Here is a 25,697-nt window from a genome sequence, read left to right on the forward strand (position 1 = left end):
TTGCTGTTGATTATTGTTTCAATTACCATAAGCTATTTTTTATCAAATTTTATTGTAAAGAGTATTATTTCTAAGTTTTTCAATCTAGATAAATAAAGAGAAAGAGGTTCTGGTGGCTTTGCGAGTTTTGATTGCTGGGGAGGTTGTGGGTAAGCCTGGCATTGTTGTGATAAAAGAGTTTTTGTCCACTTTTAAAAAGGATAAAAAAATTGATTTTGTGATATCCGGCAATAATTTTACTACGGGATTTAGAGGTCTTTGTAAGCGACATGTTTTTTTGTTAAGAAAGTATGGTGTTGATGTCCTAACTTTAGGGGAGAATGCATTTGCAAGATCTTTACTGGGAGATGAACTTGATAAATATAGTTTTATTTTAAAACCTCTAAATTATCCTGCTAGGTTGAAAGGTTACTCTTACTTCATTTACAACGTTAGTGGTGTTAGAGTTGCTGTAATTAGGCTTGTTGGGCAGACGGGCACTACGAAATATAACTTTAATAATCCTTTTTTTGCTTTTGATTATATTTGCGAAAAAATAAAGTTACAAACAAATAATATAATCGTGCTTTTTGATTCAAATACTACGGCTGAGACGAATGCCATGTTTTTTTATTTAAAATCTAGGGTCAGTGTTTGTTTTGGTATTGGCAGGCGAATATTAACAGCTGATCTTAGAATTCTGGATGACACTGCGATTATTACTGATCTTGGTAGGGTTGGGAGTCTAAACAGTGTTATTGGTTGTGTCCCTGAACTTGAGATAGATAAATTCTTAAAAGGATTTCTGCACAACCGATTTACTGAATCTTGGGAAGGTCTTGGATTTAATGGTGCTATAGTTGAGATCAATGATGATGGCAAGGCTATTTTTGTAGAGAATGTAAGAGAATATATCAGTTTTAAAGGCAGCTTAAGAGGTCAGAATGATGATATTTAGTCTATTGGCGTTTAGATCAACATTGTGTTCAAGCAGGAGGTGGGGTAATGTATAAATACCTTGTGGAGGGCGGTTTTAAAATAGGTGGAAAAATAGCTGCTAGTGGTAATAAGAATGCAGCTTTGCCCTGTATTGTAGCTTCACTGCTTACAGATGAAGAGGTTGTTTTGGAAAATATTCCAAACATTAAGGATGTAGAAGTTATTTTAAAGATTTTAGAGGATCTGGGTGCTGAGGTTTTAAGAGATGGTAATATTGTCAGAATTAAGGTTTTAAATATTACCAAGACTGAGATGAACTCTTCTTTAACGGATTTGATTAGAGCCTCTATTTTATTTGTCGGTCCTGTTCTTGCCAGATGTGGGAGGATTAATATTGCTCCTCCTGGTGGTGATGTGATTGGAAAGAGACGGCTTGATACCCATTTTTATGGGTTCTGTAAGCTTGGTGCTGTATTAATAGATGACGAGCAGCGTATTATTTTAGAAGTAGATAAATTGATTGGAGCTGAAATGTTTTTAGATGAGGCGTCAGTTACTGCCACTGAGAACATTATAATGGCTGCTGTTCTTGCTCCTGGTGAGACCGTTATAATGAATGCTGCATGTGAACCGCATGTGCAAGATTTGTGCAAGATGTTAAATACTATGGGAGCTAGTATTTCTGGCGTTGGCTCTAATGTTATTAAGATAAGGGGTGTTAAGAAATTAAGGGGAGCTAGGTACCGGATAGGGGCTGATTTTATGCAGGTAGGTTCCTTAATTAGCCTTTCTGCTTTAACAGGCGGGGAACTTGAGATTAATAAAGCCGACCCTAGGCATTTTGTTTTAATAAGGCATGTGTATTCAAAACTTGGCATTGATTTTGACTATGATGAGAAGAATATATACGTTAAGGAGAAACAAGATTTAAGAGTAAGATTGGATTTTGGGGGGCACATTCCCAAAATTGATGATGGCCCCTGGCCCGCTTTTCCAACAGACCTTATGAGCATAGTTATAGTAACTGCAACTCAGGCACAGGGGACAGTTCTTGTTTTTGAAAAAATGTTTGAATCGAGAATGTTTTTTGTAGACAAACTTATAAAAATGGGTGCTCAAATTGTCCTTTGTGATCCGCATCGGGCAGTGATTACAGGGAAAACGATTCTTAAGGGAAGTGTTCTATCTTCTCCTGATGTCAGGGCGGGTATGTCTTTGCTTATTGCAGCTCTTTGTGCTAAAGGAGAGAGCCAGATTCAAAATGTTTATCAAATTGAAAGAGGGTATGAAGAAGTTGTTAATAAACTAACTTCTCTAGGAGCAAGGATTAAGAAAGTTTCAGAAGAATAGGAGCTTTGTTTTATTGAGGGATAATATTTTTTGATGGGAAAACAAGATAAGAGCTTGTTATTGATGGAAATATATGTAAAGTAATTTTTGTTATTGGCTGTAATCCTACGTTATATTGGATTCTTGATTATTCTTGTTTCTTAATAGTTCTTTGGATCACAAAAGTTTTAATAGCTTAGCGGTTTATTTTGTTTGTGGCTTTAGTTGTATTAGGTGGCTTGTTTTGAAAAGCTTTATGGTTTAATAACAATAATTGATGAATTGATGAAAGGTGAACTTCATATGGTAACAAATCAAACCAAAATTAGAGAGTTAATATTACATGGGAATTTGTATAAAGTATTTTTAGCTATTAGTTTTCCTATTTTGGTAACTAATATTATTCAAGCTTGCTACGAGCTTACAGATATGTTTTATGTGGGAAAACTTGGCGCTGTTCCTCTTGCCGCACTATCTCTTACAGGCCCTATTAATTTTCTTATTATGGTTTTTGCTATGGGAATGGCTATGGGAAGCATATCATTTATGTCTAAATCTATTGGAGAAGGGACATTTTCTAAGTTTTCAAAATATGCAGGACAATTGTTATTTTTAAATTTCATATCATCTTTGTTTGTTACAGTTTTTATTTTGTTGTCTATAGATTTTATTCTGGATTTTATGTCCGTTAAGGGTGAGCTTAGGGAGCTCACTAAGTCTTATTTTTATGTCACAACTTATGCGATACCTGTAATGTTTTTAAGTGTTTCTATTACATACATATTAAATTCTCAAGGAGAAACCATTACTTCGATGATAATAATTTTAATTGCAAATATTATTAATTTCATTCTTGACCCAATTTTAATGTTTAATTTTGACCTGGGTATTGCTGGTGCTGCTTGGGCTACTTTTTTTTCAAAATTAGTAACAGTTTTTTCTTATTTGCTTCTAACTTATGGATTAAATCGTGGATTTAAGATAAATGTTGGAGATATTATGCCAGATGTTGCTATTATGAAAAATATTTTCAACTTAGGTTTCCCAGCAGCTTTTGGACAGATTATGACATCTCTTTCTTTTTTGGTTTTCAATTATCTTGTGATCCAAATTAGCCCCAAATTTTTAGCCGCTTACGGTCTTACAAATAGTATTATTGCATTTTTGCTTCTCCCTGGGATGAGCATTGGTACTGGACTTATTACAATTGTTGGTCAAAATCTTGGAGCAAAAAACGTTGATAGAATAGGGTATGCTTTAAAAAAGGGTTTTTTTGTTTCCTTGGTAGTATTACTTACAATTAATGCAGTTGTAATATTTTTCAGAGAAGTTATTGTGACTTTTTTTACAAGTGATTTAGAAGTTTTAAACTATGCTAGCGACTATTTGTTATTAGCATCAATTGGTACTGTCGGATACGGGTTGCAACAAGTTTTTTTTGGAGGGCTGATTGGCTCAGGATTTACAAAACTTGTCATGGTCATCGTTTGCGTTCGTCTTTGGATTATTCGTCTGCCGGCTGTGCTTGTTTTTCAGTATTTTGGAGTCATGGAAAACTCTTTAGGTTACGCTTTTATAATATCAAATTATGCGGCTTTTTTAATTTTGTTGTACTTTACCCTTACAAAATACTGGTTGAAGTTGCCGCATAGTCTAAGCAATTAATAATTGCAGCAGTTATAACTAGATAAATGTCCCAGTGGTATTGAAATTGTGAGTTTATAATAATAAACTCACATAAAATTGAAGTTTAATCTATCAATCTTGTTTTAGGAAAATATGAAATACGTTTTTTTTTCTTTTATTGACTTTGATATTCAATTTAAATTTTTTCCTCTCTCCCGCTCTAAGGCCTTCTTTGATTATGTGGCCCGTTTTATTGCCTTTTTTAAAAATTGCCAATGAGCTCTGTTTTATATCTGTTTTTCTGTTGTTTTTAAGGGTAATTATTAAGTTGCTCTTATTATCAGTTTCGAATTTTATTATTTCAATTTTATTTGTATTTTTATTTATGCTAACAATGTAGGTAAGCTCTCTAGTAATATTTTGTGATTTTATAGGCTTATTTTTTATACACGATATGCTCACAGATATAACAAATATCGTGATGATTTTTGATATATTTCGCACTAAGTACAGCTTTTGTAAGTAGTTAGCAATCAAAGTCAAGTGAGCATGAATAGAGACTAAATAACTATAATTAAGGGGAGGGTTTCTTCTACACTTCATTTACACTGACTTGTATAATAATACGGAATGTGTTACATGGGAATAGTAAAGGTAAATAATGTGTTCAAGGGTTATTCTTTAAGTGGTTGAGGTTGCTTTCTTTGAAGAGTAGTTGCTATGTTTATAGATCATAAATATGGCGTACAGAAATGGTGTGTCACTATTTTTATCTTTTATCTCATCTAATCTAATATAAATAAGATTGTAACTGGAATAAAATATTAGAGCTATTGACTACATGTCGAATAATTTGTAGACTATCAGAGTCATTGAGAATTTCTTTTAGAAAAACACGGAAGTCGGGTCAATTTCTAGTAAGGGATATTCTTTTGGTGTATGGCATGGTAGTTCTATTTATTTTGTAATTGTTGTATATTATTAGGGAAATGGGATGGAATCCTTGAGGTAGGGGTTTTAAAGAACTGGGTAAATATTTGGGGTTATAAGTTTAGGAGGTAATTCATGGCTAAAGAAGTTTTTCAGAGAACAAAGCCGCACATGAATGTTGGCACAATAGGGCACGTTGACCACGGAAAGACAACATTAACGGCGGCTATTAGTATTTATTGTTCGAAAGTGAATAAGGATGTCAGGGCGCTTAAATATGAAGATATTGATAATGCGCCTGAGGAGAAGGCGAGGGGAATAACTATTAACGCTAGACACATTGAGTACGAGACAGCAAACAGGCATTATGCTCATGTTGATTGTCCGGGGCACGCCGACTATATTAAAAATATGATTACGGGAGCGGCTCAGATGGACGCTGCTATACTTTTGGTGGCGTCTGATAGTGGGGCTGAGCCTCAGACTAAAGAACATTTGCTTCTTGCACAGAGAATGGGAATAAAGAAGATAATAGTGTTTTTGAATAAATTAGATTTGGCAGACCCTGAGCTTGTTGAACTTGTTGAAGTTGAGGTTTTAGAGCTTGTTGAGAAGTATGGATTTGCTGGGGATACTCCGATAATCAAGGGAGCTGCTTTTGGAGCTATGTCAAATCCTGATGATCCTGAGGCTACAAAGTGTATAAAGGAACTTCTTGATTCTATGGATAATTATTTTGATCTTCCTGTAAGGGACATTGATAAGCCGTTTTTGCTTGCCGTTGAGGATGTTTTTTCTATATCTGGACGTGGTACTGTTGCCACTGGACGTATTGAGAGAGGCCTTATTAAGGTTGGACAAGAAGTTGAGATTGTTGGAATTAGAGAAACTAAAAAAACGACTGTGACTGGCGTTGAAATGTTTCAAAAAATTCTTGAGCAAGGTCAAGCAGGGGATAATGTTGGACTTTTGCTCAGGGGTGTCGATAAGAAGGATATTGAAAGAGGGCAGGTTATTTCTGCTGTTGGGACGATTACTCCTCATAAGAAGTTTAAGGCATCTATATATTGTTTGACTAAAGAGGAGGGCGGGAGGCATAAGCCATTTTTCCCAGGATATAGGCCGCAGTTTTTCTTCAGAACGACAGATGTTACGGGTATGGTAGCTTTGGAAGGAAAGGAAATGGTTATGCCGGGAGATAATGTTGATATTGTTGTTGAGCTTATTTCTTCAATAGCTATGGATAAGAATGTTGAGTTTGCCGTTAGAGAGGGAGGCAGAACTGTTGCTTCAGGGCGTATTCTTGAAATATTGGAATAGGGTGGGAATAGGGATGCTCTTGTGTCCCCTAGAGAGTATAGGAGAGTAAATTGATTGCGAAAGATAAAATACGGGTAAGGCTTTTTAGTTTTGATGTTAAGATATTGGATCAGAGCGCTGAGTCTATTGTTAGAGCTGTTCAGAAGTCTAAAGCTCAAATAAAGGGTCCTGTTCCTTTGCCGACAAAGATAAAGAAATATACTGTTTTGCGTTCTCCTCATGTTAATAAGAAATCAAGAGAGCAATTTGAAATGAGAACTCATAAGAGGCTTATTGATATTTTAGATCCTACTTCTGCTTTGATGGATTCTTTGATGAAATTGGAGCTACCCGCGGGCGTGGAAGTGGATATCAAGTAGGCGATAAGATGTTAAGTATATGAATTTGAGGTGTTTTAATGTTGGGATTGATTGGAAGAAAGGTGGGCATGACTCAGATATTTCAAGAGGATGGAGTTGTGGTGCCTGTTACGGTGATAGAGTTTGAGCCCAATTATGTTATAGGGAAAAAAACGGTAGATAGGGATGGGTATGATGCTCTTGTTATGGGTTCTGTTGATCTTAAAAGCTTTAAGGTTTCAAAGCCCGTAAGAGGTCAATATAAGGGTTTGAAAAGTATTGAACCTAAGAAGTACGTTATAGAATTTAGAGACTTTAAGGGTTATGATGCCGGCGATGAGATTAAGCTTGATGTTTTCAAGGAAATTAAATATGTGGATGTTACTGGTACTACTAAGGGTAAGGGCTTTCAGGGGGCTATGAAGAGGCACAATTTTAGCGGTGGTCCTTCTTCTCATGGGTCTAAGTTTCACAGACATCTTGGTGGCACGGGACAGGCCACTACACCTGCTAGGACTTTTAAGGGAACTAAAATGGCTGGTAGGATGGGCGGTGTTCAACAGACTATTCAGAACCTTGAGATTGTTTTTATCGATGAGGAAAGGAGAGCCCTTTTGGTAAAGGGAGCCGTGCCAGGGTTTAGGGGTTCTTTTGTTATTGTTAAAAAGGCAAAAAAAGTGGGTGTTTAGTATGGAAAGGAAAGTTTTTTCTCAAGAAGGGCAGGAGCTTCGATCTATAGGGTTGGAAGACAGGGTTTTTAATATTGATATTAGTTATGGTTCTATATATAATGCTATTCGAAACGAGTTAGCTAATCTCAGGGTTGGTACGGCTTCAACCAAGACTAGGTCTGAGGTTAGGGGTAGTTCTAGGAAGCCTTGGAAACAAAAGGGTACAGGGCGAGCAAGGGTCGGTACTAAGAGGAATCCTGTTTGGGTTGGTGGGGGCGTAGCTTTAGGGCCAAAACCGAGGGATTATAGCTATAGGTTGCCTAGGAAGGTTAAGCGACTTGCTTTTAGATCTGTTCTTAGCCTGCGTGCGGCCGCAGAGGATAGTTTTAAGGTTGTTGAGGATTTTACTGTCGATTCGGGAAAGACGAGAGAGCTTGTTTTGATAATAAAGAATTTTACAAAAAATAATGGAAAAACAGTTGTTCTGCTGGGAAATGATAATCAGATGATTAAGAGAGCAGGAAGGAATATTAGAGATTTGAAGGTTTTGTCCTTTGATAAACTTAGAGTTGTTGATTTGTTTTATGCCAAGAATTTGATAGCTCTTGAATCTGCTATTAGGGGACTTAATGAGTTTTATGTTAAATAAGAGGAATGTTGAGGATGAGTTATGAAAGCTTATGATATAATGATTTCACCTGTGCTTACCGAGAAAACTAATGTTCAGCGGGAAGGTATAAATGTTTATGCTTTTAGGGTTAAAAAGCAGGCGAATAAGAAGGACGTCAGCGCTGCAGTTAAAGAGCTTTTCAATGTTGTTCCGTTATCGTGTAATGTTCTCAATGTTAAAAGCAGAAATAAGGTGGTGGTGTCAAAGAAGGGGTACCCTATTGGTAAGGGGAAAACTTCTTCCTGGAAAAAGGCATACATCTATCTTAGAAAAGAAGATAGGATAGATATATTTTAGTGGTTTTGGAGAAAGAAAAATATGGGTATTAAAACTTATAGGCCAAAGACTTCATCTTTGCGGTACAAGACGACTTTGTCATTTGATGATTTAAGCAAGGGTAATGATCCTTTAAAGTCTTTGACTAGGGGGAAGTTATCTAGAGCTGGGAGAGACTCTTCTGGAAGAATTAGCATTAGGAGAAGAGGTGGTGGCCATAAGAGGAGGTATAGGGAGATTGATTTTGGTAGAAGGGATAAATTTGGAGTTTGCGCGCGAGTTGCGTCTGTTGAGTATGATCCAAATAGGAGCTCTAACATAGCTTTGCTTGTTTACAGGGATGGGGATAAGAGATATATCATTGCGCCCAAAGGAATTAAGGTTGGTGATACATTGGAAAGTGGGCCAGACTCTCCAATAAAGAGTGGCAATTCTCTTCCTCTTGAGAATATTCCAGTTGGCAAGATGGTGCATAATATTGAGCTTAATCTTGGAAAGGGTGGGCAGCTTGTGAGAAGTGCTGGTAGTTATGCCATGATACTCGCTTCTGATGAGGATTATGTGACTGTTAAGCTTCCTTCTGGTGAGATGCGCATGGTTTTTAAGAAATGCATGGCAACTCTTGGGGAGGTTGGGAATGAGGATTATATGAATGTTTCTGCGGGTAAGGCAGGTAAGAGTAGGTGGCTTGGGAAGAGGCCTAGGGTAAGGGGGGTTGCTATGAATCCTGTTGATCATCCGCATGGTGGAGGGGAGGGTAAGACTTCTGGGGGTCGTCATCCCGTATCTCCTTGGGGTCAGCCTACTAAGGGGTATAAGACTCGAAAGAAAAAGAAATACTCAGATAAATTTATAGTTAAGCGAAGAAATAAGTAGGAGATTGTAGTGGCAAGATCTATTAAAAAAGGGCCTTTCATAGAGAAAAGTCTTTACCAAAAGGTTTTGACGGCTTCTGGTAGAGAGAAAAGAGTTGTTATTAAGACATATTCTAGAGCTTCAACGATAATACCTGATATGGTGGGTCTTACTATATCTGTTTATAATGGAAAATCTTTTATTCCTGTCTATATTACTGAGGATCTTGTGGGGCATAAGCTTGGTGAATTTTCTCCGACAAGGATTTTTAGGGGGCATGCTAAATCAGATAAGAAGGGAAGGAAGTAGGGGTTATGGGTGTAAATAGAAGATATACGGCAAGGGGTAAAAATTTGCCATCTTCTCCAAAGAAGGTAAGGCCTATAGCCGACAACATACGGGGTAGGTCTTATATTGAAGCTATTGCGATACTTTATTCTATGCCTAATAAGGGGGCTAGGTTGCTGGGAAAGGTAGTTAGGTCGGCAGCATCAAATGCCATGTATCATAATAAAAATCTTTCTGAGGATATGATAATCGTGAAAGTGGTTATGGTAGACGATGGGAGACGGCGTAGGAGTATTTGGCCGAGAGCTAGAGGTAGGGCCGACAGACTGATTAATAGAAGTTGTCATATTTTTGTTGAGGTTGATGAAAAGATGGGGAGTGGAGAATAAGATATGGGTCAAAAAGTACATCCTTATAGCTTAAGAATAAAGATTAATAAGGATTGGAAGTCGAAATGGTATTTTGATAAGAAATTGTATTCGGAGATACTTTATGAAGATTTTGTGATAAGGCGGGAGACAATGAAGTATCTTAAGGGTATTAAGTTTGATATTTCCGATATAGAGATTATTAGAAATAATCTGCAAAGGGTTACGATGGTAATTTCTACTCCAAGGCCTGGTTCTGTTATTGGAGCCAAGGGTGCCAACCTTGAAAAGGTGGGGCAGTTATTGACTAGGAAAATTTCTAAAAAGATTAATATTAAGATAAAGGAAATTAAGAAGCCGGAATTCGATGCTCAAATTATTGCTAATGGGATAGCAAGACAAATTGAGAATAGGGTTTCTTATAGGAAGCTTTTAAAAACGTCACTCTCGTCTTCTATTGCAAAGGGACTTCAGGGGATCAAAATTAAAGTTTCCGGTAGGCTTGGTGGAGCTGAAATTGCCAGGAGTTTTGAAGTTAAGGAAGGAAGAATTCCATTGCATACTCTCAGGGCTGATATAGATTATGGTTTTGTTGAGGCACGGACAACTTATGGTGTTATTGGAGTTAAAGTTTGGATATTTAAGGGAGAGCTTTTAGGAAGGAAAGTTAATTCAGATGCTGGTCAGGTGATAAATAGAAAGTTTGCAAAGGAAAGAAGTGAAAATTTTGAGAGAAACAGAGCGTCTCAGGACAGGATTAATCCGGATAACAGGAATAGAAGAGTCATGGATGAGGATAATTTTTCTGAGGGAAAATCGGGTATTGGGTCTGGGTCTGAGCCTAGGGGTGATTCTGTTTACAGGAAGGATTTTGATGTCTAGGGTCTTAAGGAGAGTTGAATGTTGAGTCCTAAAAAGGTTAAATATAGGAAGAGGCAGAGAGGTAGGCTTACTGGAGAGGCGCAGAAGGGGAATAAGATATCTTTTGGAGAGTATGGGCTTATTTCTCTTGAGACGAACTTTATTACTTCAAGGCAGATTGAAGCTGCTCGTATTGCCATGACTCGTAGGGTTAAGAGGGGTGGTAAAGTTTGGATAAGAATATTTCCAGATATTCCTTATACTAAAAAGCCGGCCGAAATTAGAATGGGTAAGGGGAAGGGAGGCGTTGACCATTGGAATGCTCCTGTTAAGCTTGGGACTGTTATGTTTGAGATGGCTGGAGTGGCTAGGGAGCTTGCTGAAGAAGCTATGACGCTTGCTAGTTCTAAGCTGCCAGTTAAAACTGTGTTTGTTGTAAGAAGGGATTTGAGGTAAGATATGTTAAAGAAATTTAAGGACATGTCTCTTGATGATATTAAAGCCAAGCGGTTGGCGTTGAAGAGAGAGTATATGGATTTGAGGTTTAGGATGGTTGTGGGGCATGTTGAAAATCCTTTAAAGAAGAGGGAAATAAGGCGGGATATTGCGAGGCTTAATACGATGATTTGTGAATATGAAATAGGTATTAGGAAGGTTTAGTTGTATGGCAAGAGAGAATAAGAGAGAACTGGTTGGCAGGGTTGTTAGTGATAAAATGAGTAAGACTATAGTTGTTGAGATTGTTCAAAGGAGAATGCATCCCATCTATCATAAGTACCTAAAGGTTAGCAGAAGAGTTAAGGCTCATGATGAGAAAGAAGAATCAAAAGTTGGAGATAAGGTGAGAATTATTGAGGCACGACCTATTAGTAGAGAAAAGAGGTGGATGCTTGTTGAAATTTTAGAAAAGTCAAAGTAGTTTTTTTGTTCTTTAGAGGAGATTAATATGGTGCAGATGCAGACTTATTTAACGGTTGCTGATAATACGGGTGGTAAGTTGGCGCAGTGTATAAAAGTTATAGGTGGAAGCAAGAAGCGGTATGCTAGGGTTGGGGATGTGATTGTTATTGCTGTAAAGCAAGCCATTCCTAATTCTGCTGTTAAGAAAGGGGACGTGCATAAGGCTGTGGTTGTTAGAACTTCGAAGGAAATAAGACGTAGAAATGGGACTTATGTTAGGTTTGATGATAATGCGTGTGTCATACTTGATGCCAATTTGAATCCGAGAGGTAAAAGAGTTTTTGGGCCTGTTGCAAGGGAGTTAAGAGATGCCAATTTTATGAAAGTTGTCTCATTGGCTTCAGAGGTGGTATAGGGGATAGTTATGAAGATGAAGTTGAAAACAGGTGATAATGTAAAAATTATCTGTGGTAAAGATAGGGGAAAGACGGGCAAGATTATTAGCATAGATAGGGGGAAATCTAGGATCGTCGTTGAGGGTTGTAATATAGTTAAAAAGGTTGTTAAAGCAAGAACACCTCAGGAAAAGAGTAAAATAATTAACAAAGAGGCAGCTATAGATATTTCGAATGTGATGTTGTTTGTGGGGGGTGTAGCTTCTAGGGTGGGATTTAGATTTGAAGGTGATAAGAAGAAGAGGTTTCTTAAAAAGAATGGGGAGAATGTTTAGCGTATGAATTATTTGCCTGAGTTGAAGAAATATTATAGAGAAAGCGTTATGAAGGAGCTTGCTGAGGAGTTTCAGTATAAATCTATCATGCAGGTTCCTAAAGTAGAAAAAATAGTTGTTTCTGTGGGAGTTGGTGAGGCCGTTAAGAATAAAAAGCTTTTGGATTCAGCCGTTGCAGAGCTTAGTCAAATTACTGGGCAGAGGGCCGTTAAGACTAGGGCTAGGAGGGCTATTGCTGGATTTAAAATCAGGCAGGGACAAGAAATCGGAGCTAAGGTCACGCTTAGGGGCAATATTATGTATGAGTTTTTATACAAGCTTATCAATTTGGCGTTACCTCGTGTGAAGGATTTTAGGGGGGTTGATGGCAATGCTTTTGATGGCAACGGTAATTATTCTTTTGGGATAGCAGAACAGATAATATTTTCTGAGATAGATTATGATAAAATAGAGAGGATATCTGGCTTGAATGTTACCATAGTAACAACGGCTTTAAGTGATAGAGAGGGGAAGGCTTTGCTTTCCAAGTTTGGTATGCCGTTTAGCAGTTGAAGGAGTTTGTGTTTTATGGCTAAAAAGTCAATGGTAATTAAGGCTTTACGAAAGCCAAAGTATAGAACGAGACAAAATCATAGATGTAGATTGTGTGGGCGTCCGAGGGGATATATGAGGGATTTTGGGATGTGTCGCGTGTGCTTTAGGAGATACGCATCTGCTGGATTAATTCCTGGTGTTTCAAAGTCAAGTTGGTAAGGAGAATTTATGTCGGTTACGCATTCAGTTGGAGATATGTTAACTAAGATAAGAAATGCAAGTAGAGTTAGGCACGAGACTGTGGAATTGAAAATGTCTAGAATAAATAAATCAATTCTAGATATTCTTAAAGAAGAGGGATACGTTAGGGATTATGGTTTTTTCGATAAAGGCAATATTCCTTCTATTAGAGTGATGTTAAATTATGATAGTAAGAGAAATCCGGCTATAAACAGAATAGATGTCATTTCGACTCCTGGCAGGAAGGTTTATTCTTCGTATAAAAATATGCCGAGGATAAAGAACGGTTATGGAATATTAATTGTATCCTCTTCTAGGGGTGTTATTACTGGAAAGAAAGCTAGAGATAGCAGGGTGGGCGGTGAGCTCATCTGCTCGGTTTGGTAAAGGGGGTGTGTAAATGTCACGTATTGGTAGGCTCCCTATAAGGGTGCCAGATTCTGTTAGGGTTGATTTTAAAGATAATTTGGTAACAGTTGAGGGGAAGAGGGGTAAGTTGAGTCAGGTGTTGGGGAGTGGTATTGGAGTTAGAGTTGATGGTGATAAGATTGTTGTTGAGCGTTCTTTTGAGGATAAGCGGACAAGAGCTTTTCACGGTCTTTATAGAAGTTTGATTTTCAATATGGTTAAAGGGGTAACGGATGGGTTTTCGAAATCCCTTACTATTAATGGGATAGGTTATAGGGTAGAACAGCAGGGTGGTAGTCTTTTTTTTAATTTGGGGTATTCAACTCAGTTTGAATATGTGATTCCGGAGGGAGTTTCCGTTAAGCTTGATGGTAATACTAAAATTTCGGTTGAGGGGATAGATAAGTGTAGGGTTGGACAGGTAGCTGCTGAGATTAGAAGTTTGAAGGTGCCAGAGCCGTATAAGGGTAAGGGAATTAAGTATGACGATGAGGTAATTAGACGTAAGGTAGGAAAGTCGGGGGTAAAGAAATAAATTTTAGGTGAGTGTTTATGAAAAAAATAAAAGAGGCTGAGAAAAGAAACATAAAGCGCAAGAGGAGGATAAGGGGTAGGATCGGGCTTGGAATTGCAGAAAGGCCTAGGGTTACTGTTTTTAAGTCTAACAGGTATTTTTATGTTCAAGTCGTTGACGATGTGGTGGGTCATACTCTGGCAAGTGCTTCTACCATTGAAAAAGATCTCAAGTTAAATAAGAATGTTGACGATGTGAGGAAGCTTGGCGAGGTTCTTGTGGATAGACTTAGAAAGAAGAATATAAATAGACTTATTTTTGATAGGAATGGTTATAAGTACCATGGTCTTATCGCGAGTCTGGCAACTTCCTTGCGTGAAGCTGGTATTGATGTTTAGGAGGAGTAAATAGAATGGAAGCTCAGGGGCAGAAGAAGCAGATAGAGAAGTTAATATCACTTAATAGGGTTACTAAAGTTGTAAAGGGGGGTAGAAGGTTTTCTTTTGCTGCTTTTATGGTTATTGGTGATGGAGAAGGACGAGTTGGCTGGGGATTTGGTAAGGCTAACGATGCTAGTGATGCTATAAAGAAGAGTTCGACGAATGCTAGGAAAAACTTAAGATTTGTTCCTATTAAGAAGGGTACTCTTCCTCATATGGTTATTGGGGATTTCAAGAAAGCTAGGGTTTTAATTAAGCCGGCTACGGAGGGTACTGGTATTATTGCGGGTGGTCCTGTTCGTGCTGTAATGGAAGCTGTTGGGGTACATGATATTTTAAGCAAGTCTCTTGGTTCGAATAATTCTATGAATGTGGTGAAGGCAACCTTTAAGGCATTTGATTTTGTTTTGGATGGTAGGAAGGTGGCCGAGATAAGGGGAAAAACTTTAAGAACTTTGTGGGGTTGATTTATGATTAGGAGAAAATTAAGACTTCAGCTTAAGAAGAGTAGGTTTAATGCTTCAAGATCTAGGGTTAAGAATAGGGCTTTTATTAGGAGAATGAAGGAGAATCGAGAGATTATTTCTAAAAGTGGCATTAGTGTTGAGGTCAAGCTTTTGAGAAGTTTGATTGGGAAGTTAGATAACAAGGTTAGAACTTTAAGGGCTTTGGGATTAAAGAAAATAGGGGATATAAGAGAGCATAGGTTAGATAAGTCAATGCAGGGGATGCTTGGTAGGGTGGTTAATATGGTTTTAATAAGTGAGGTGAAGGGTGATTAAATTGAGGAGGCCTTTGGGTGCTAATAAGGCACGCAAAGTTTTAGGTAGGGGGTCGGGCTCTGGACTTGGAAAGACGTCTGGTCGGGGTCAAAAAGGACAGAGAGCTAGGAATAATTCACCAAGGCCTGGGTTTGAAGGGGGGCAAACTCCTCTTTATAGGAGGCTTCCCAGAAGAGGATTTTCCAATCATGATTATAGGTTAAGGTATGAAGTTGTGGGGCTTGGAGATATAGATAAAAAATTTGAGGCTGGGGATGTGGTGAACCATGGTACTTTGTTTGAGAAAGGACTTGTGGGTAAGAATTCTAGGAATATTAAAATTTTAGCTAATGGCGAGCTTACTAAGAGGGTTGATTTTGAAGTTTCTAGTATTTCAAAATCTGCAGAAGAGCTTGTGGTAAAAATTGGCTGTAATGTTAAATTAATTTAGAATGGGAGTGAAATGAAAGATTTGTTTTTAAGCTTATTCAGTATCAAGGATTTAAGAGCTAAGTTTCTGTTTACTCTGTCTGTTCTTTTTATTTTTAGAGTGGGTTCTTATTTGCCGATACCAGGAATAAATCCTGTGGCTCTTAAAAGTTATTTTAAGGCGCAGTCAGATTTTTCAATCACTAATTATTTTGATTTTTTTTCGGGTGGTGCCTTTAGCAATTTTTCTGTGTTTATGCTTAGTATAGGGCCTTATATATCAGCTTCAATTATTATGCAGCTTTTGGTTTATTCTTTTCCCTCTCTTAAGAGAATGCAAGAAGGTGACGGTGGAAGGAAAAAGATTAAGAAGTATACAAAATATTTAACTATTGTTGCATCATTTGCTCAAGGGTACGCTACCAGCCTTTACGCTAGAAGTATACCAGGAGCACTTAATATGCCTTTTAGTAGGTATATTTTTGTTGCTATTTTAACAGTTACAACGGGAACTTTCGTACTTTTATGGCTTGGTGAGCAAATTAATCAGAGAGGAATTGGAAATGGTGTATCTTTGATAATTTTTTCAGGGATAGTTGTTAGGCTACAGGCGGCTTTATTTAATTTGTTTCAGGGCATGAGAGATCCATCTCAGAATATTAATCCTGTTTTTGTTGTATTGGTTTTAGGCGTTTTTATTGTTGTTGTAATACTGATTATATATGAATATAAGGCACAAAGAAGGATCGCTATACACTATGCTAGGGCAAATTCAAGGAATACTGTTAGTTCATATTTGCCGATAAAACTTAACCCATCAGGTGTTTTGCCTGTTATTTTTGCGTCTGTTCTTATTACTTTGCCCTTGCAGATTTTGAGCGGGTTTGCTGAGGCTTCTGCACTCGCGAGGCAGGTTTTGTCTTATTTAAGACCTAATGGGCTTTTTTATACACTTTTGAATGTGGTTTTGATAATAGGGTTTACGTATTTTTATTCAAAGATACAGTTGAGTCCAAAGGATATAAGTAACAATATCAGGAAGAATGGAGGCACTATTCCGGGTATAAAGGCAGATGAGATGGAAGGCTATTTGGATAGAGTTATGAATAGAACACTATTTTCGGGTTCTATTTTTTTGTCTGTTATTGCAATAATTCCATTTTTGGTGCAGACTATCTTCAGATTTCCGTACGATGTCTCAAGGATTATGGGTAGCTCTTCGTTGCTGATTATGGTGGGAGTGGCTCTTGATACCTTAATTCAGATTGATGCTTATTTAAAGTCCCGGGGAGTGTCTTGTGGAAATGACAAAAGGAGTGCTTTTTTGCAAAAAATTTAGGGGTGATTTATGAAAGTTAGAGTAAGTGTGAAGCCAATTTGTGAGAAATGTAAGGTGATAAAAAGAAGAGGTGTTTTAAGGATTATTTGTGACAATCTTAAGCACAAACAAAGACAAAAATAAGGGGACATAATGGCTAGAATAGCGGGAATAGATTTGCCTAATGGTAAGCAACTTCAAATAGCTCTTATGGCTATTTATGGCATAGGAAGAGCTAGAGCCTTAGAGATTTGTAGAAAAACGGATATTTCGCCAGATAAAAAGGCTAAGGATTTGGATAACAATGAAGTTAATAAACTTAGGAAGATAGTTGAAAGTGATTATATCGTTGAAGGGAAACTCAGAAGTGAGTTGGCTATGTCTATTAAGAGACTTATGGACATAGCGTGTTACAGGGGGCTTAGACATAGGAAGGGGTTGCCTTTAAGAGGGCAGAGAACTAAAACTAATGCAAGAACTAGAAAGGGCAAGCGAAGAACTGTGGCTAATAAGAAAATAGCCGCTAAATAGAGTTGTTTTGTGTATGGAGGGAGAAGATTGAGTACAAAATTATCGGCTAACAGAAAAAAAGTAAAGAGAAGTATTGGAGAGGGTAATGTTTACATACAAGCTACTTTTAATAACACGATTGTAACTGTATCCGACATAAGGGGTAATACTTTGGCTTGGGCAAGTGCTGGTGGCATGGGATTTAAGGGCGCTAAGAAATCAACCCCTTATGCTGCCCAGGTGACTGCTGAGGCTGCTTTGGGCAAGGTTAAAGATTTTGGCATTAATTACGTGCATGTCTTTGTGAAGGGACCGGGAATTGGTAGAGAGTCTGCTATACGAGCTATTGGATCAACGGGTATGGTTGTGAAATCAATCTCAGATGTAACTCCGATACCGCATAATGGGTGTAGGCCTAAGAAAACTAGACGAGTTTAATTGGAGGAGATGATGTCTTTAGATAAACTTTTGAAAGATTTTACTATACCTGATAGAGTTGAGTTTTTAAGAGGAGATGATTATGGTTCCTATGGGAAATTTGTAATATATCCTTTTGAAAAAGGGTTTGGTGTTACTATTGGAAATACTTTAAGACGGGTTTTGTTATCTTCTATTGAAGGGTATGCTATATCTGCTATGAGGATTCAGTCTAACCAGGGGGGGGGGACTAAAGTTGTTTCAAGTGAATTTGATTTAATACCTGGAGTTGTGGAGGATACTCTTGAAGTAATTGCTAATATTAAAAATATTCATTTAAAGTTGGATAAGGGGATTAATAGTACGGTGATAAGCTTTTCTGTTAATGGCAGGGAGACTAATGTGTTAAAGGCCGCTAATTTTGAAAGGGAGGGCGTTGAGGTATTAAATAGAGATTTGGTCATTGCTACGCTTTCAAGTGATGCAAGTTTAGATTTTGAGTTCCAGGTTAATTATGGAAGAGGTTATGTTTCTTCTGAGCAAAATGCGAAGTATTTAGAAGAGGTTAATACTATTGCACTTGATTCTATATTTTCTCCGATAGAAAAGGTTTCGTATTCCGTTGAGGACACTAGGGTGGGTCAGCGTTCTGATTATGATAAGCTTATTATGGAAATATGGACAACGGGTGTGATTAGTGCTAATGATGCTATAAGAAAGGCTGCTTCTGTGGTGCGAGAATTTTTGCTTCCGTTGGTGAGTTTTGAAGATTCAATTGTACCGTCTTTTGGAAATCCTGAATTGCAGGATTCTGATTTGCTTGGTATGAGTATTGAGAAGTTGGATTTGTCTGTCAGATCTTTGAACTGTTTGACCAAGGAAAATGTTAAAACTTTGGGAGAGCTTATTAGCAAGACTTCAGATGAGCTTTCAAAAGCAAGAAACTTTGGAAAAAAAAGTTTAGAGGAAATAATTGAAAAGCTTGGTGTTTATGGGTTATTTTTAGGAATGGCTAAGACAGAGGCTCTTAAAGTACTAAGCAAAAACGATAAAATATCTAGGTAAAAGGAAACTGTTTTATATGAAGACTAGAGTGGGATTTAACAGATTAGACAGGAAGTCAAGTCACAGAAAAGCGCTTTTGAGGAATATGGTAATTTCCCTTTTCAGACATGAGAGGATAACTTCTACTAAAGCTAAGTTGGGTGAAGTTAAGAGATTTGCTGAAAAGTTAATTACTAGGGCAAAGGTAGATAGTGTACATAATAGGAGAGAGGTGTCAAAGTTTATACACGATAAGTATATTCTTAATAAATTATTTGCCAATATTTCCCCCATTTTTAAAGAACGAAAGGGCGGTTATACTAGGGTTGTTAAACTAGGACGGAGATATGGAGATGCTGCTGAGATGGCTATTCTTGAGCTAGTTGATAAGACCCCAAAAGAAGGGTAATAGTCTTTACGTATTAAGTATTTCCTTTTTAAGGAGTTATGTTTAGTTAGTTTAGAAAGTAAGAGGTAAGGTGTATGTTGTATATTACTTTTTCTTCTATTCTTGCTGTCGTTATAGGTGTTATATTAGGGTTTACAATAAGGATTGTTTTAGGTAGGTTTTCTTTATTAAATTTAGGTAAAAAGCTAGAAAAGATAAAAGAAGAAGCAATTTTAGAGATAGACGATGAAAAAAAGCAGATTATTTCGACTGCGAAAGCTCAGATGCTTAAAGAAAAAAACCAGCAAGATAAGGAAATAAGAGAAAGAAGAAATGAGATTTTTAACATAGAGAAAAGATTGTTGCAAAGAGAGGAAACTCTGGACAAAAGAATGTCTGCTCTTGATAAGCAACAAAATAGAATTGATTCTAAAGTTAAGGAATTTGAACAAAAAGAAAAAACTATACGGGAAAAAGAGATATCTTTAGGCAAAAAATTAGAAAGTATTTCTGGTTTGACAAAAGAAGAAGCGAAAAAGATCGTCATCGAAAGAGTTGAAAATGAGTCCAAAAGGGATGCTCAACTTATCATTAATAAAAGCGAACAAGAAGCTCAGCTTTTAGCGGATAAACTTTCAAAAGATATACTGGTCTCTACCATGCAACGGATGGTCACAGAGGTTAGTTCTGAATTTACTATTGCTTCTGTTGCATTACCTAATGATGAGATGAAAGGTAGGATAATTGGCAAGGAAGGGCGTAATATCAGGGTTCTTGAAACATTAATAGGGGCGGATATCATTATTGATGATACACCTGAGGCTGTTGTTATATCTTGCTTTAATCCAGTAAGGAAGGAAATAGCTAAAAGAACACTTGAAAGACTTATTACAGATGGGAGGATCCATCCTGCTAGGATTGAAGAAGTTGTGCATAGCGTTACCAATGAAATCAATAATATTATCCTTGAAGAAGGTGAGAAGGTAGTATTTGATTTAAATATTCATGGACTTGACAAAAGGCTTATTAGGGGACTTGGTAGGCTTTATTTTAGAAGCAGCTATGGGCAAAATGTTTTAAGTCACTCAAAGGAAACAGCAATAATGGGGGAAATTTTAGCTAAAGAGATGAAATTAGATCCTGTTGTTGTAAAGAGAGCATGTCTTTTGCATGACATAGGCAAGGGTATGGAAAGTATTTCCGAAAATAGTGAGGGACATGCTATTACGGGAGCTGAGCTTGCTCAGAGCTGTGGAGAGAGCGATATCGTTGTTAATGCTATCGCAGCTCACCATAATGAAATAAAACCTGAGAGCCTTGAGGCTATTGTTGTTCAAATAGCGGATGCTATTTCTGCATCTCGCCCTGGTGCAAGACGTGAAAGTTTGAATAATTATATAAACAGACTTAAAAGGCTAGAGGAAATTGCTTATGGGTTTGAGGGTGTTCAGAAATGTTACGCAATACAGGCCGGCCGTGAAGTTAGAATTATTGTTGATAATTTATTGGTTAATGACGAGAAGGCTACTATGCTTGCAAGAAACATTGCGAAGAAAATAGAAGTTGAAATGAGATATCCTGGTAAAATCAAGGTTACCATTATTCGAGAAACCAGAGTTATTGAATATGCAAGATAGTAATATTATTAGAACCTTGATGATTGGGGATATAATAGGCGATTCGGGGTTAAAGAAGGTTTTTTTTAATCTCAAGTCTCTCAAGGATAAGCACAATGTAGACCTTGTTATCGCTAATGGAGAAAATTCATCCGGGGGATTTGGAATTACTCCAGAGATAGCGGATAATCTTTTCAAGGCTGGCGTTAATGTTATTACTACAGGTAACCATGTTTACTCTGATTATAGTATAAAAGAGTATTTAAATAAGCAAAAATATATTTTAAGGCCAAATAATTTTTCAGATTTACTTGAAGGACATGGTTATTGTGTCTTAAATATTAGAAATGAAAAAGTTGCTGTTGTAAATATTCAAGGATTTTTAGGAATGACTTTTATTGTTAAAAACCCTTTTGAAAATATAAAAAAGTTTGTAAATATGATTGGGAGTAAGACTAGAACCATTTTTGTTGATTTTCATGCCGAGAGTAATTATGAGAAAGAAAGCTTTGGATATTTTTTAGATGGGCTTGTCACAGGAGTTGTTGGTACTCACACGCATATAATGACTCAAGACGAGAGAATTTTAGAAAAGGGGACTGCTTATATTAGCGATCTTGGTATGACTGGCAGTTTAAATTCCGTGATAGGATTTAGTCCTGAAATTTCTCTTAAGGGGTTACTTGAATATGTGTCCTTACGAACGGAGGTTATTGAGGATAATGTGATCATACAAGGCGTTGTTATTACTTCTGATGTAAAGACTGGACGTGCTTTGAAAATTGAGAGAATACAGAAATAGTTTACTCAATTTACTTTGTAAAAAGTATCCGAACTTGACAAGAGAAGAATTGAGAATCTTGGTCTTAACTGGAAGAGTGTATGTAAATTCGCACAAGGAACTAAACCCCAAAGTTTTATTATTAAGGAATAGTGCAATAAGTTTAATGCAAGGCGAAACTGATAGGTTTGTATCAAGAGGAGGATATAAGCTTTCAGAGGCCTTGGAAAAATTTAAAATTAAAATTAAAGATAAAGTTTGTGTTGATGTCGGAGCCTCAACAGGAGGTTTTACAGATTGTCTTTTACAAAAAGGCGCTATGCTGGTTTATGCCGTTGATGTTGGATTTAATCAGATTGCTTATAAGTTACGAGTTGATCCAAGGGTTAGAGTTTTTGAGAAGACTAATATATTTGATATTAAAAGATTTGATCTATGTCCCAATTTGGCTGTCATTGATGTTTCTTTTAGATCTGCAGTTGGTGTATGCATAGATTTGATTAATAAACTTTCTGATGGGTTTATTATTGTCCTTATTAAGCCTCAGTTTGAACTTAAGGGATTGGGTCTAGACATAAAAGATTTTGGTGGTGTGGTCGAGGCTAAGCATTTAGCTGAAATATTAGATAGGGTAATTAGAAAATTTTATGCTAACAATCTACAAGTTAAAAATATATTAAAACTTAAAACTAAGGGCAGAAAGGGAAATCAAGAATTTATGTTTTTAATTACTAGGAGCGATTTATCAGATCCTGGGCAAGCCCTTAAATTACTTGAAACCATAAATTCTTGAAACTTTTAAATAGTAAATTAAAATATTCTTTTATCCAAAATACCCGAAAAATCTAAATTTAGATCTTCAAGTATTATTGGATTATTTTCAATTCTTAAAGTTATTCCATTAATACCTTGAATTTCAAGACATGTTAAAATAATCTGGCTCACTTGATTGATTGTCCCCTCTACCCCAAAGCTATTTTCATAGAATTCCTTGGATAGGTTGATGTGCGCAACACCATCACTTATGCTTAAATTTAATATTTTGGTATTAATGGGGACTAAACTTAAGTAGTTATTTTTAAGTTCATATTCATTTGGTCCATTAATAAGTGCCTTTAGCGTTTCTTCAAGGATATTTTTGTCATAATGTATAGTTCTCTTGACATCTTGTTTTAAAAAATGACCCTCAGCGGTAACTTTTATGAAATATAGTTTAACTACTTTCTTCTTTCTTGAAAGTTTTTGCTGCTGATCTTTAAATTCCTCTTCAATTCTTTGTATTTCAGGAGGCTTGATTAAAAATTTTTCATCATCAACCATTTTAACGGTTTCTCTTTTTGTACTATCAAGCTCCGCCTCTATTACCCTACTAGGCCTTGATGAATCAAGCTCAAACCCTTCATAACTGGTAACTTGCTCATTAAATATATTCTTAATCAACGAATTCTTAATTATTAGCAGTAGGCAAAGCCCTGACGCAAAAATGGCAAACAACACCAAGAACATATCTGCTTTGCTAAAAGCATCTCTCTTTCGTCTACTTCTTTTCCTTATCTTCAACCGGGCATCCGTCTATTATAATTGGCATAAACACACAATGTTTGATATTATAATAAAAACAGCTGCATAAAGAAAGAGGCAAGTTATCTTTGATTAATTCTGAGACACAAGACTATAGTAGTGTTTTTATTGTGGGTAGGCCAAATGTTGGGAAATCTACTCTATTTAATAGGCTTTTGAACTCAAAGAGAAGCATTACGGACAAAACTTATGGCGTTACTAGAGATTTGATTAGGGAGATTTGTGAGGTGGATTCTCATAAATTCTATTTGGTGGATACTGGAGGATTTACACTTTCAAAGGATGAAATTAGCAAGATTGTGGTTGATAGGGTTATAAGCGCGCTTGATGATGTTGATTTAATTCTACTTGTTTTAGACATAAATGAAGTGTTATCAGAAGACTATGAGCTTATTGAGAAGCTAAGAAGGTATGGTGATAAGGTAGTTTTGGTGTTAAATAAAGTAGATAGTCGCAGTAAGGAGGCTTTAGTTTGTGAGTTTGAAAAATTGGGATTCAGGAAGAGATTTTTAGTTAGTTCAGCTCATGGAAAGGGGATTAATTCTTTAAAGATTTTTTTAAAAAATTCGATTGGTAAATTGGAAAGTGGTGGTGGAGATGTTGATGTTAAGATTGGTATTATAGGTAAGCCAAATTCGGGCAAATCCACTCTTGTTAACTTTTTGGCAGGACATGAAGTTTCGATTGTTTCTCAGGAGGCGGGCACTACAAGGGATTTTATTAAGACAAAATTTCGAAGGAACGGAGAGACATTTGAAATTATTGATACTGCTGGGATAAGAAGAAGATCAAGAGTAGATGATCTTATTGAGCATTACTCTGTGAATAGGGCTTTAAGGGTAATTGATATGGTAGATGTTGTCTTTTTATTGATTGATACTAATGAAGACTTAACAGCTCAAGACAAAAAAATTGCTCATTATGCAACCAAGAAAGGTAGGGGCATTGTCATTGTATTTACCAAATGGGATTGTGTAGAAATAAAGAAAGGTTATTTTGAGGCCATAAAGGATCGTGTTAATTTCTTTTTCCCAGTTTTAAACTTTGCTCCCATATTAAGAATATCTGTTCATGGAAGGATAGGTTTGGATGGTCTTTTTAAGGAAGCAATTAAATTAAAAAAACAACTCGAACTTAAGATTAATACTGCTGATTTGAATAAGATGCTAAATTTTTGGATTAAGGATTACCACTTAAGTGTTACACATAGGGTGAGGTATATAACTCAAGTTAGTGTTAACCCCATTAAGTTTATTTTATTTGCCAATAAAATGACTAATTTCCCAAAATCCTACTATAATTATTTAGTAAATAATATTCGTAAAATTGGCTATGCAAACATTCCAATTTTGGTAGAAATGAGAGAAAAGGCAAGAAGCTTAAGGTGAGGTGCGTACTTTTATTCTTAATCGTTGGTAGATTAGATCTTCTGGCGCATGGGGGTTTTTTCTACGACTTTACCGTCAGATCAGATTATTCGCAATATTTCAGTTCTGGTAGTAATCGGGAAAAGATCAGGCCTTACAGGAATTATACTACAGATGGTCATTATGTTGAGATTTCAAGTTTAATAAAGGGAGATTACGTTTACTATTCTTTTTTTAACCGGAAAGATGGTGTGTCCTATATTTTTCCAGGGTCCTACGTAGTTAAAGTTGGAAAAGATGGAATTGAGCAAGTAAAAATATTTTTTATAAACAGAGCAGATACTTTTATTAGGATAAAACCGGACGGTCTACATTCTAGTGCCGACTTTTATTTAATAAATACTTTAATACATAAAGAGGTCAAGCTGCCTTTTAAAATTATGGATATTGCTACTGGTTCTTTTCTGGAAATAGCTAAATATGTTAGTAGTTTTATTGACTTAAAATTTTTTAATCCTAGGTATTTGGAAGTTTATGAGAATGTTTCTGATACTGTTGACAAGTTTAGAGCCTTTTTAAAGGCTTCCTCAATAGCTGAGGTTCCAGATGGGGCAATGAATGAATTTGGAGAGATGGTCTACATTAAGACGGGAAAGCCTCAGGGAGAGGTTAAGGGATTCAATTGTTCCGGATTTGGCAAGTGGGTAGCTGATTCAATTTACAAGACGATGGCTGGGACGCTTTTAAAAATAGAAGATCTTAAGATTAGGCACATTGGGGTTAGGGGTAACAGTTTTACTGAAAAGTATGAATTTAGTAAAGATTTATTTTTTGGCCTTGACTGGACTCGTAATATTGGGTATAGGCTTAAAAATGCTAATATTGGGTTGGATTTGACTAGGATTAAAGAAAATGATGTAACTAATGTTGGTTTCCTTAAATATGTTGAAAATCGTGGGTATGCTATTGATAGTCTAGAGTTTATTTTATATTACTTAACCTTAAATGAGCCTGGTCATATGTATTTTGGTTCTATTAATACAACAACGAAGGTGCATTCTGGGAAGGTGTTTCATAAACATGTTGTTGTGTTGTTTCCATTTATTGATAAAGAATCGATTTTTAGAATCTCTGTGATGGAGGTTAACGATGAAACTTCAATTAAATCGCTCAGGAAGAGGTATCCAAATTCGTATATTCATTTAGTTAGGGTAAAAGCTGTAAAGGGTGTATCTATAGTTCCAATACCAGAAGGGATAAGTAATTAGC

General features: G+C 36.5%; 38 protein-coding genes. 36 read left to right on the plus strand and 2 right to left on the minus strand.

Going from position 1 to position 25,697, the window contains the following annotated elements; genetic code table 11:
• The first annotated feature begins 112 nt into the window (after positions 1-112).
• From LKV13_RS02385 to LKV13_RS02395, 3 genes are all read left to right on the plus strand, one after another.
• Positions 113-937 carry a YmdB family metallophosphoesterase gene (locus LKV13_RS02385; RefSeq protein WP_229089005.1) on the plus strand — a complete coding sequence of 275 codons (825 nt, stop codon included), beginning with the start codon at positions 113-115 and terminating at the stop codon, positions 935-937.
• A 47-nt stretch (positions 938-984) separates the two neighbouring features.
• Complete coding sequence (gene murA / locus LKV13_RS02390; RefSeq protein WP_229089006.1) at positions 985-2,268, plus strand: UDP-N-acetylglucosamine 1-carboxyvinyltransferase; 1,284 nt, start codon at positions 985-987, stop codon at positions 2,266-2,268.
• Between the two features lie 282 nt (positions 2,269-2,550).
• The gene (locus LKV13_RS02395; protein ID WP_229089700.1) at positions 2,551-3,912 is read left to right on the plus strand and encodes an MATE family efflux transporter; all 1,362 of its coding nucleotides are present in this window, start codon (positions 2,551-2,553) and stop codon (positions 3,910-3,912) included.
• A gap of 93 nt (positions 3,913-4,005) precedes the next feature.
• Here the strand turns inward: LKV13_RS02395 and LKV13_RS02400 are convergent, their stop codons facing one another.
• Positions 4,006-4,335: a hypothetical protein gene (locus LKV13_RS02400; protein WP_229089007.1), complete on the minus strand. Its 330-nt coding sequence runs from the start codon at positions 4,333-4,335 to the stop codon at positions 4,006-4,008.
• A gap of 603 nt (positions 4,336-4,938) precedes the next feature.
• Here LKV13_RS02400 and tuf point away from each other — a divergent pair.
• From tuf to LKV13_RS02555, 31 genes are all read left to right on the plus strand, one after another.
• The gene (gene tuf, locus LKV13_RS02405) at positions 4,939-6,123 is read left to right on the plus strand and encodes an elongation factor Tu (protein WP_229089008.1); all 1,185 of its coding nucleotides are present in this window, start codon (positions 4,939-4,941) and stop codon (positions 6,121-6,123) included.
• A 50-nt stretch (positions 6,124-6,173) separates the two neighbouring features.
• A complete protein-coding gene (gene rpsJ / locus LKV13_RS02410) occupies positions 6,174-6,482 on the plus strand; it encodes a 30S ribosomal protein S10 (protein ID WP_229089009.1) in 309 nt (102 codons plus the stop codon).
• Between the two features lie 38 nt (positions 6,483-6,520).
• Positions 6,521-7,150 carry a 50S ribosomal protein L3 gene (gene rplC, locus LKV13_RS02415; protein WP_229089010.1) on the plus strand — a complete coding sequence of 210 codons (630 nt, stop codon included), beginning with the start codon at positions 6,521-6,523 and terminating at the stop codon, positions 7,148-7,150.
• A 1-nt stretch (position 7,151) separates the two neighbouring features.
• On the plus strand, positions 7,152-7,781 hold the full coding sequence (rplD, locus tag LKV13_RS02420) for a 50S ribosomal protein L4 (RefSeq protein ID WP_229089011.1): 630 nt from the start codon (positions 7,152-7,154) through the stop codon (positions 7,779-7,781).
• Positions 7,782-7,802: 21 nt separating this feature from the next.
• A complete protein-coding gene (gene rplW / locus LKV13_RS02425; RefSeq protein ID WP_229089012.1) occupies positions 7,803-8,099 on the plus strand; it encodes a 50S ribosomal protein L23 in 297 nt (98 codons plus the stop codon).
• A 21-nt stretch (positions 8,100-8,120) separates the two neighbouring features.
• Positions 8,121-8,954 (plus strand): 50S ribosomal protein L2, encoded by an 834-nt coding sequence (gene rplB / locus LKV13_RS02430; protein ID WP_229089013.1) that lies wholly within the window; start codon positions 8,121-8,123, stop codon positions 8,952-8,954.
• A 9-nt stretch (positions 8,955-8,963) separates the two neighbouring features.
• Positions 8,964-9,242, plus strand: a complete 279-nt coding sequence (gene rpsS, locus LKV13_RS02435) for a 30S ribosomal protein S19 (protein ID WP_229089014.1) — start codon at positions 8,964-8,966, stop codon at positions 9,240-9,242.
• Positions 9,243-9,247: 5 nt separating this feature from the next.
• Positions 9,248-9,610, plus strand: coding sequence for a 50S ribosomal protein L22 (rplV, locus tag LKV13_RS02440; RefSeq protein WP_229089015.1), 363 nt, complete (start codon positions 9,248-9,250; stop codon positions 9,608-9,610).
• A gap of 3 nt (positions 9,611-9,613) precedes the next feature.
• Positions 9,614-10,471, plus strand: a complete 858-nt coding sequence (rpsC, locus tag LKV13_RS02445) for a 30S ribosomal protein S3 (protein WP_229089016.1) — start codon at positions 9,614-9,616, stop codon at positions 10,469-10,471.
• Positions 10,472-10,489: 18 nt separating this feature from the next.
• A complete protein-coding gene (gene rplP / locus LKV13_RS02450; RefSeq protein WP_229089017.1) occupies positions 10,490-10,906 on the plus strand; it encodes a 50S ribosomal protein L16 in 417 nt (138 codons plus the stop codon).
• A gap of 3 nt (positions 10,907-10,909) precedes the next feature.
• Positions 10,910-11,110, plus strand: coding sequence for a 50S ribosomal protein L29 (gene rpmC / locus LKV13_RS02455; RefSeq protein ID WP_229089018.1), 201 nt, complete (start codon positions 10,910-10,912; stop codon positions 11,108-11,110).
• Positions 11,111-11,114: 4 nt separating this feature from the next.
• Positions 11,115-11,369, plus strand: coding sequence for a 30S ribosomal protein S17 (gene rpsQ / locus LKV13_RS02460; protein WP_229089019.1), 255 nt, complete (start codon positions 11,115-11,117; stop codon positions 11,367-11,369).
• 27 nt (positions 11,370-11,396) lie between these two features.
• The gene (rplN, locus tag LKV13_RS02465; protein WP_229089020.1) at positions 11,397-11,765 is read left to right on the plus strand and encodes a 50S ribosomal protein L14; all 369 of its coding nucleotides are present in this window, start codon (positions 11,397-11,399) and stop codon (positions 11,763-11,765) included.
• Positions 11,766-11,774: 9 nt separating this feature from the next.
• On the plus strand, positions 11,775-12,080 hold the full coding sequence (gene rplX / locus LKV13_RS02470) for a 50S ribosomal protein L24 (RefSeq protein WP_229089021.1): 306 nt from the start codon (positions 11,775-11,777) through the stop codon (positions 12,078-12,080).
• Between the two features lie 3 nt (positions 12,081-12,083).
• A complete protein-coding gene (rplE, locus tag LKV13_RS02475; protein ID WP_229089022.1) occupies positions 12,084-12,632 on the plus strand; it encodes a 50S ribosomal protein L5 in 549 nt (182 codons plus the stop codon).
• A 15-nt stretch (positions 12,633-12,647) separates the two neighbouring features.
• Positions 12,648-12,833, plus strand: a complete 186-nt coding sequence (locus tag LKV13_RS02480) for a type Z 30S ribosomal protein S14 (RefSeq protein WP_229089023.1) — start codon at positions 12,648-12,650, stop codon at positions 12,831-12,833.
• Between the two features lie 9 nt (positions 12,834-12,842).
• Positions 12,843-13,241 (plus strand): 30S ribosomal protein S8, encoded by a 399-nt coding sequence (gene rpsH / locus LKV13_RS02485; RefSeq protein WP_229089024.1) that lies wholly within the window; start codon positions 12,843-12,845, stop codon positions 13,239-13,241.
• A gap of 13 nt (positions 13,242-13,254) precedes the next feature.
• On the plus strand, positions 13,255-13,797 hold the full coding sequence (gene rplF / locus LKV13_RS02490) for a 50S ribosomal protein L6 (protein ID WP_229089025.1): 543 nt from the start codon (positions 13,255-13,257) through the stop codon (positions 13,795-13,797).
• 17 nt (positions 13,798-13,814) lie between these two features.
• Positions 13,815-14,174, plus strand: a complete 360-nt coding sequence (gene rplR, locus LKV13_RS02495; RefSeq protein ID WP_229089026.1) for a 50S ribosomal protein L18 — start codon at positions 13,815-13,817, stop codon at positions 14,172-14,174.
• A gap of 14 nt (positions 14,175-14,188) precedes the next feature.
• A complete protein-coding gene (gene rpsE, locus LKV13_RS02500; protein WP_229089027.1) occupies positions 14,189-14,683 on the plus strand; it encodes a 30S ribosomal protein S5 in 495 nt (164 codons plus the stop codon).
• A 3-nt stretch (positions 14,684-14,686) separates the two neighbouring features.
• Positions 14,687-14,998: a 50S ribosomal protein L30 gene (gene rpmD, locus LKV13_RS02505; protein ID WP_229089028.1), complete on the plus strand. Its 312-nt coding sequence runs from the start codon at positions 14,687-14,689 to the stop codon at positions 14,996-14,998.
• Positions 14,991-15,428, plus strand: a complete 438-nt coding sequence (rplO, locus tag LKV13_RS02510) for a 50S ribosomal protein L15 (RefSeq protein WP_229089029.1) — start codon at positions 14,991-14,993, stop codon at positions 15,426-15,428. The genes rpmD and rplO overlap by 8 nt, the downstream gene beginning before the upstream one ends.
• 12 nt (positions 15,429-15,440) lie before the next feature.
• Positions 15,441-16,745: a preprotein translocase subunit SecY gene (secY, locus tag LKV13_RS02515; RefSeq protein ID WP_229089030.1), complete on the plus strand. Its 1,305-nt coding sequence runs from the start codon at positions 15,441-15,443 to the stop codon at positions 16,743-16,745.
• A gap of 9 nt (positions 16,746-16,754) precedes the next feature.
• On the plus strand, positions 16,755-16,868 hold the full coding sequence (gene rpmJ / locus LKV13_RS02520) for a 50S ribosomal protein L36 (protein WP_229089031.1): 114 nt from the start codon (positions 16,755-16,757) through the stop codon (positions 16,866-16,868).
• A gap of 9 nt (positions 16,869-16,877) precedes the next feature.
• Positions 16,878-17,255 carry a 30S ribosomal protein S13 gene (gene rpsM, locus LKV13_RS02525; RefSeq protein ID WP_229089032.1) on the plus strand — a complete coding sequence of 126 codons (378 nt, stop codon included), beginning with the start codon at positions 16,878-16,880 and terminating at the stop codon, positions 17,253-17,255.
• Positions 17,256-17,282: 27 nt separating this feature from the next.
• On the plus strand, positions 17,283-17,672 hold the full coding sequence (rpsK, locus tag LKV13_RS02530; RefSeq protein WP_229089033.1) for a 30S ribosomal protein S11: 390 nt from the start codon (positions 17,283-17,285) through the stop codon (positions 17,670-17,672).
• Between the two features lie 12 nt (positions 17,673-17,684).
• Positions 17,685-18,716 (plus strand): DNA-directed RNA polymerase subunit alpha, encoded by a 1,032-nt coding sequence (locus LKV13_RS02535; RefSeq protein ID WP_229089034.1) that lies wholly within the window; start codon positions 17,685-17,687, stop codon positions 18,714-18,716.
• Between the two features lie 16 nt (positions 18,717-18,732).
• A complete protein-coding gene (gene rplQ / locus LKV13_RS02540) occupies positions 18,733-19,104 on the plus strand; it encodes a 50S ribosomal protein L17 (protein WP_229089035.1) in 372 nt (123 codons plus the stop codon).
• A 74-nt stretch (positions 19,105-19,178) separates the two neighbouring features.
• Complete coding sequence (rny, locus tag LKV13_RS02545; RefSeq protein WP_229089036.1) at positions 19,179-20,720, plus strand: ribonuclease Y; 1,542 nt, start codon at positions 19,179-19,181, stop codon at positions 20,718-20,720.
• Complete coding sequence (locus LKV13_RS02550; RefSeq protein ID WP_229089037.1) at positions 20,710-21,501, plus strand: TIGR00282 family metallophosphoesterase; 792 nt, start codon at positions 20,710-20,712, stop codon at positions 21,499-21,501. Before rny ends, LKV13_RS02550 begins: the two co-directional genes overlap by 11 nt.
• Positions 21,482-22,273: a TlyA family RNA methyltransferase gene (locus LKV13_RS02555; RefSeq protein WP_229089038.1), complete on the plus strand. Its 792-nt coding sequence runs from the start codon at positions 21,482-21,484 to the stop codon at positions 22,271-22,273. Before LKV13_RS02550 ends, LKV13_RS02555 begins: the two co-directional genes overlap by 20 nt.
• Positions 22,274-22,290: 17 nt before the next feature.
• Here the strand turns inward: LKV13_RS02555 and LKV13_RS02560 are convergent, their stop codons facing one another.
• Positions 22,291-22,986 (minus strand): GerMN domain-containing protein, encoded by a 696-nt coding sequence (locus LKV13_RS02560; protein ID WP_306701192.1) that lies wholly within the window; start codon positions 22,984-22,986, stop codon positions 22,291-22,293.
• Positions 22,987-23,129: 143 nt separating this feature from the next.
• On the opposite strand from LKV13_RS02560, the gene der reads away from it, so the two are divergent.
• Positions 23,130-24,449, plus strand: a complete 1,320-nt coding sequence (gene der, locus LKV13_RS02565) for a ribosome biogenesis GTPase Der (protein ID WP_373464032.1) — start codon at positions 23,130-23,132, stop codon at positions 24,447-24,449.
• Entirely contained in the window at positions 24,446-25,696 is a 1,251-nt protein-coding gene (locus LKV13_RS02570) for a hypothetical protein (protein WP_229089040.1), read from the plus strand. The genes der and LKV13_RS02570 overlap by 4 nt, the downstream gene beginning before the upstream one ends.
• Position 25,697: the final 1 nt, after the last annotated feature.

Source organism: Candidatus Borrelia undatumii, from assembly GCF_020882015.2.
Classification (GTDB): Bacteria; Spirochaetota; Spirochaetia; order Borreliales; family Borreliaceae; genus Borrelia.

Coding starts and splice junctions, on each gene's coding strand:
- LKV13_RS02535 (WP_229089034.1), top strand. CDS start 17,685: ATGTCTTTAGATAAACTTTTGAAAGATTTTACTATACCTGATAGAGTT.
- LKV13_RS02550 (WP_229089037.1), top strand. CDS start 20,710: ATGCAAGATAGTAATATTATTAGAACCTTGATGATTGGGGATATAATA.
- rpmJ (WP_229089031.1), top strand. CDS start 16,755: ATGAAAGTTAGAGTAAGTGTGAAGCCAATTTGTGAGAAATGTAAGGTG.
- rplR (WP_229089026.1), top strand. CDS start 13,815: ATGAAAAAAATAAAAGAGGCTGAGAAAAGAAACATAAAGCGCAAGAGG.
- tuf (WP_229089008.1), top strand. CDS start 4,939: ATGGCTAAAGAAGTTTTTCAGAGAACAAAGCCGCACATGAATGTTGGC.
- rplB (WP_229089013.1), top strand. CDS start 8,121: ATGGGTATTAAAACTTATAGGCCAAAGACTTCATCTTTGCGGTACAAG.
- LKV13_RS02395 (WP_229089700.1), top strand. CDS start 2,551: ATGGTAACAAATCAAACCAAAATTAGAGAGTTAATATTACATGGGAAT.
- rplQ (WP_229089035.1), top strand. CDS start 18,733: ATGAAGACTAGAGTGGGATTTAACAGATTAGACAGGAAGTCAAGTCAC.
- rplD (WP_229089011.1), top strand. CDS start 7,152: ATGGAAAGGAAAGTTTTTTCTCAAGAAGGGCAGGAGCTTCGATCTATA.
- LKV13_RS02480 (WP_229089023.1), top strand. CDS start 12,648: ATGGCTAAAAAGTCAATGGTAATTAAGGCTTTACGAAAGCCAAAGTAT.
- rpsM (WP_229089032.1), top strand. CDS start 16,878: ATGGCTAGAATAGCGGGAATAGATTTGCCTAATGGTAAGCAACTTCAA.
- rplN (WP_229089020.1), top strand. CDS start 11,397: ATGGTGCAGATGCAGACTTATTTAACGGTTGCTGATAATACGGGTGGT.
- rpsQ (WP_229089019.1), top strand. CDS start 11,115: ATGGCAAGAGAGAATAAGAGAGAACTGGTTGGCAGGGTTGTTAGTGAT.
- rny (WP_229089036.1), top strand. CDS start 19,179: ATGTTGTATATTACTTTTTCTTCTATTCTTGCTGTCGTTATAGGTGTT.
- rplP (WP_229089017.1), top strand. CDS start 10,490: ATGTTGAGTCCTAAAAAGGTTAAATATAGGAAGAGGCAGAGAGGTAGG.
- rplX (WP_229089021.1), top strand. CDS start 11,775: ATGAAGATGAAGTTGAAAACAGGTGATAATGTAAAAATTATCTGTGGT.
- rpsE (WP_229089027.1), top strand. CDS start 14,189: ATGGAAGCTCAGGGGCAGAAGAAGCAGATAGAGAAGTTAATATCACTT.
- LKV13_RS02560 (WP_306701192.1), bottom strand. CDS start 22,986: ATGTTCTTGGTGTTGTTTGCCATTTTTGCGTCAGGGCTTTGCCTACTG.
- rplE (WP_229089022.1), top strand. CDS start 12,084: ATGAATTATTTGCCTGAGTTGAAGAAATATTATAGAGAAAGCGTTATG.
- rpmD (WP_229089028.1), top strand. CDS start 14,687: ATGATTAGGAGAAAATTAAGACTTCAGCTTAAGAAGAGTAGGTTTAAT.
- rplV (WP_229089015.1), top strand. CDS start 9,248: ATGGGTGTAAATAGAAGATATACGGCAAGGGGTAAAAATTTGCCATCT.
- rpmC (WP_229089018.1), top strand. CDS start 10,910: ATGTTAAAGAAATTTAAGGACATGTCTCTTGATGATATTAAAGCCAAG.
- rpsC (WP_229089016.1), top strand. CDS start 9,614: ATGGGTCAAAAAGTACATCCTTATAGCTTAAGAATAAAGATTAATAAG.
- murA (WP_229089006.1), top strand. CDS start 985: ATGTATAAATACCTTGTGGAGGGCGGTTTTAAAATAGGTGGAAAAATA.
- rpsH (WP_229089024.1), top strand. CDS start 12,843: ATGTCGGTTACGCATTCAGTTGGAGATATGTTAACTAAGATAAGAAAT.
- rplW (WP_229089012.1), top strand. CDS start 7,803: ATGAAAGCTTATGATATAATGATTTCACCTGTGCTTACCGAGAAAACT.
- rplC (WP_229089010.1), top strand. CDS start 6,521: ATGTTGGGATTGATTGGAAGAAAGGTGGGCATGACTCAGATATTTCAA.
- secY (WP_229089030.1), top strand. CDS start 15,441: ATGAAAGATTTGTTTTTAAGCTTATTCAGTATCAAGGATTTAAGAGCT.
- rplF (WP_229089025.1), top strand. CDS start 13,255: ATGTCACGTATTGGTAGGCTCCCTATAAGGGTGCCAGATTCTGTTAGG.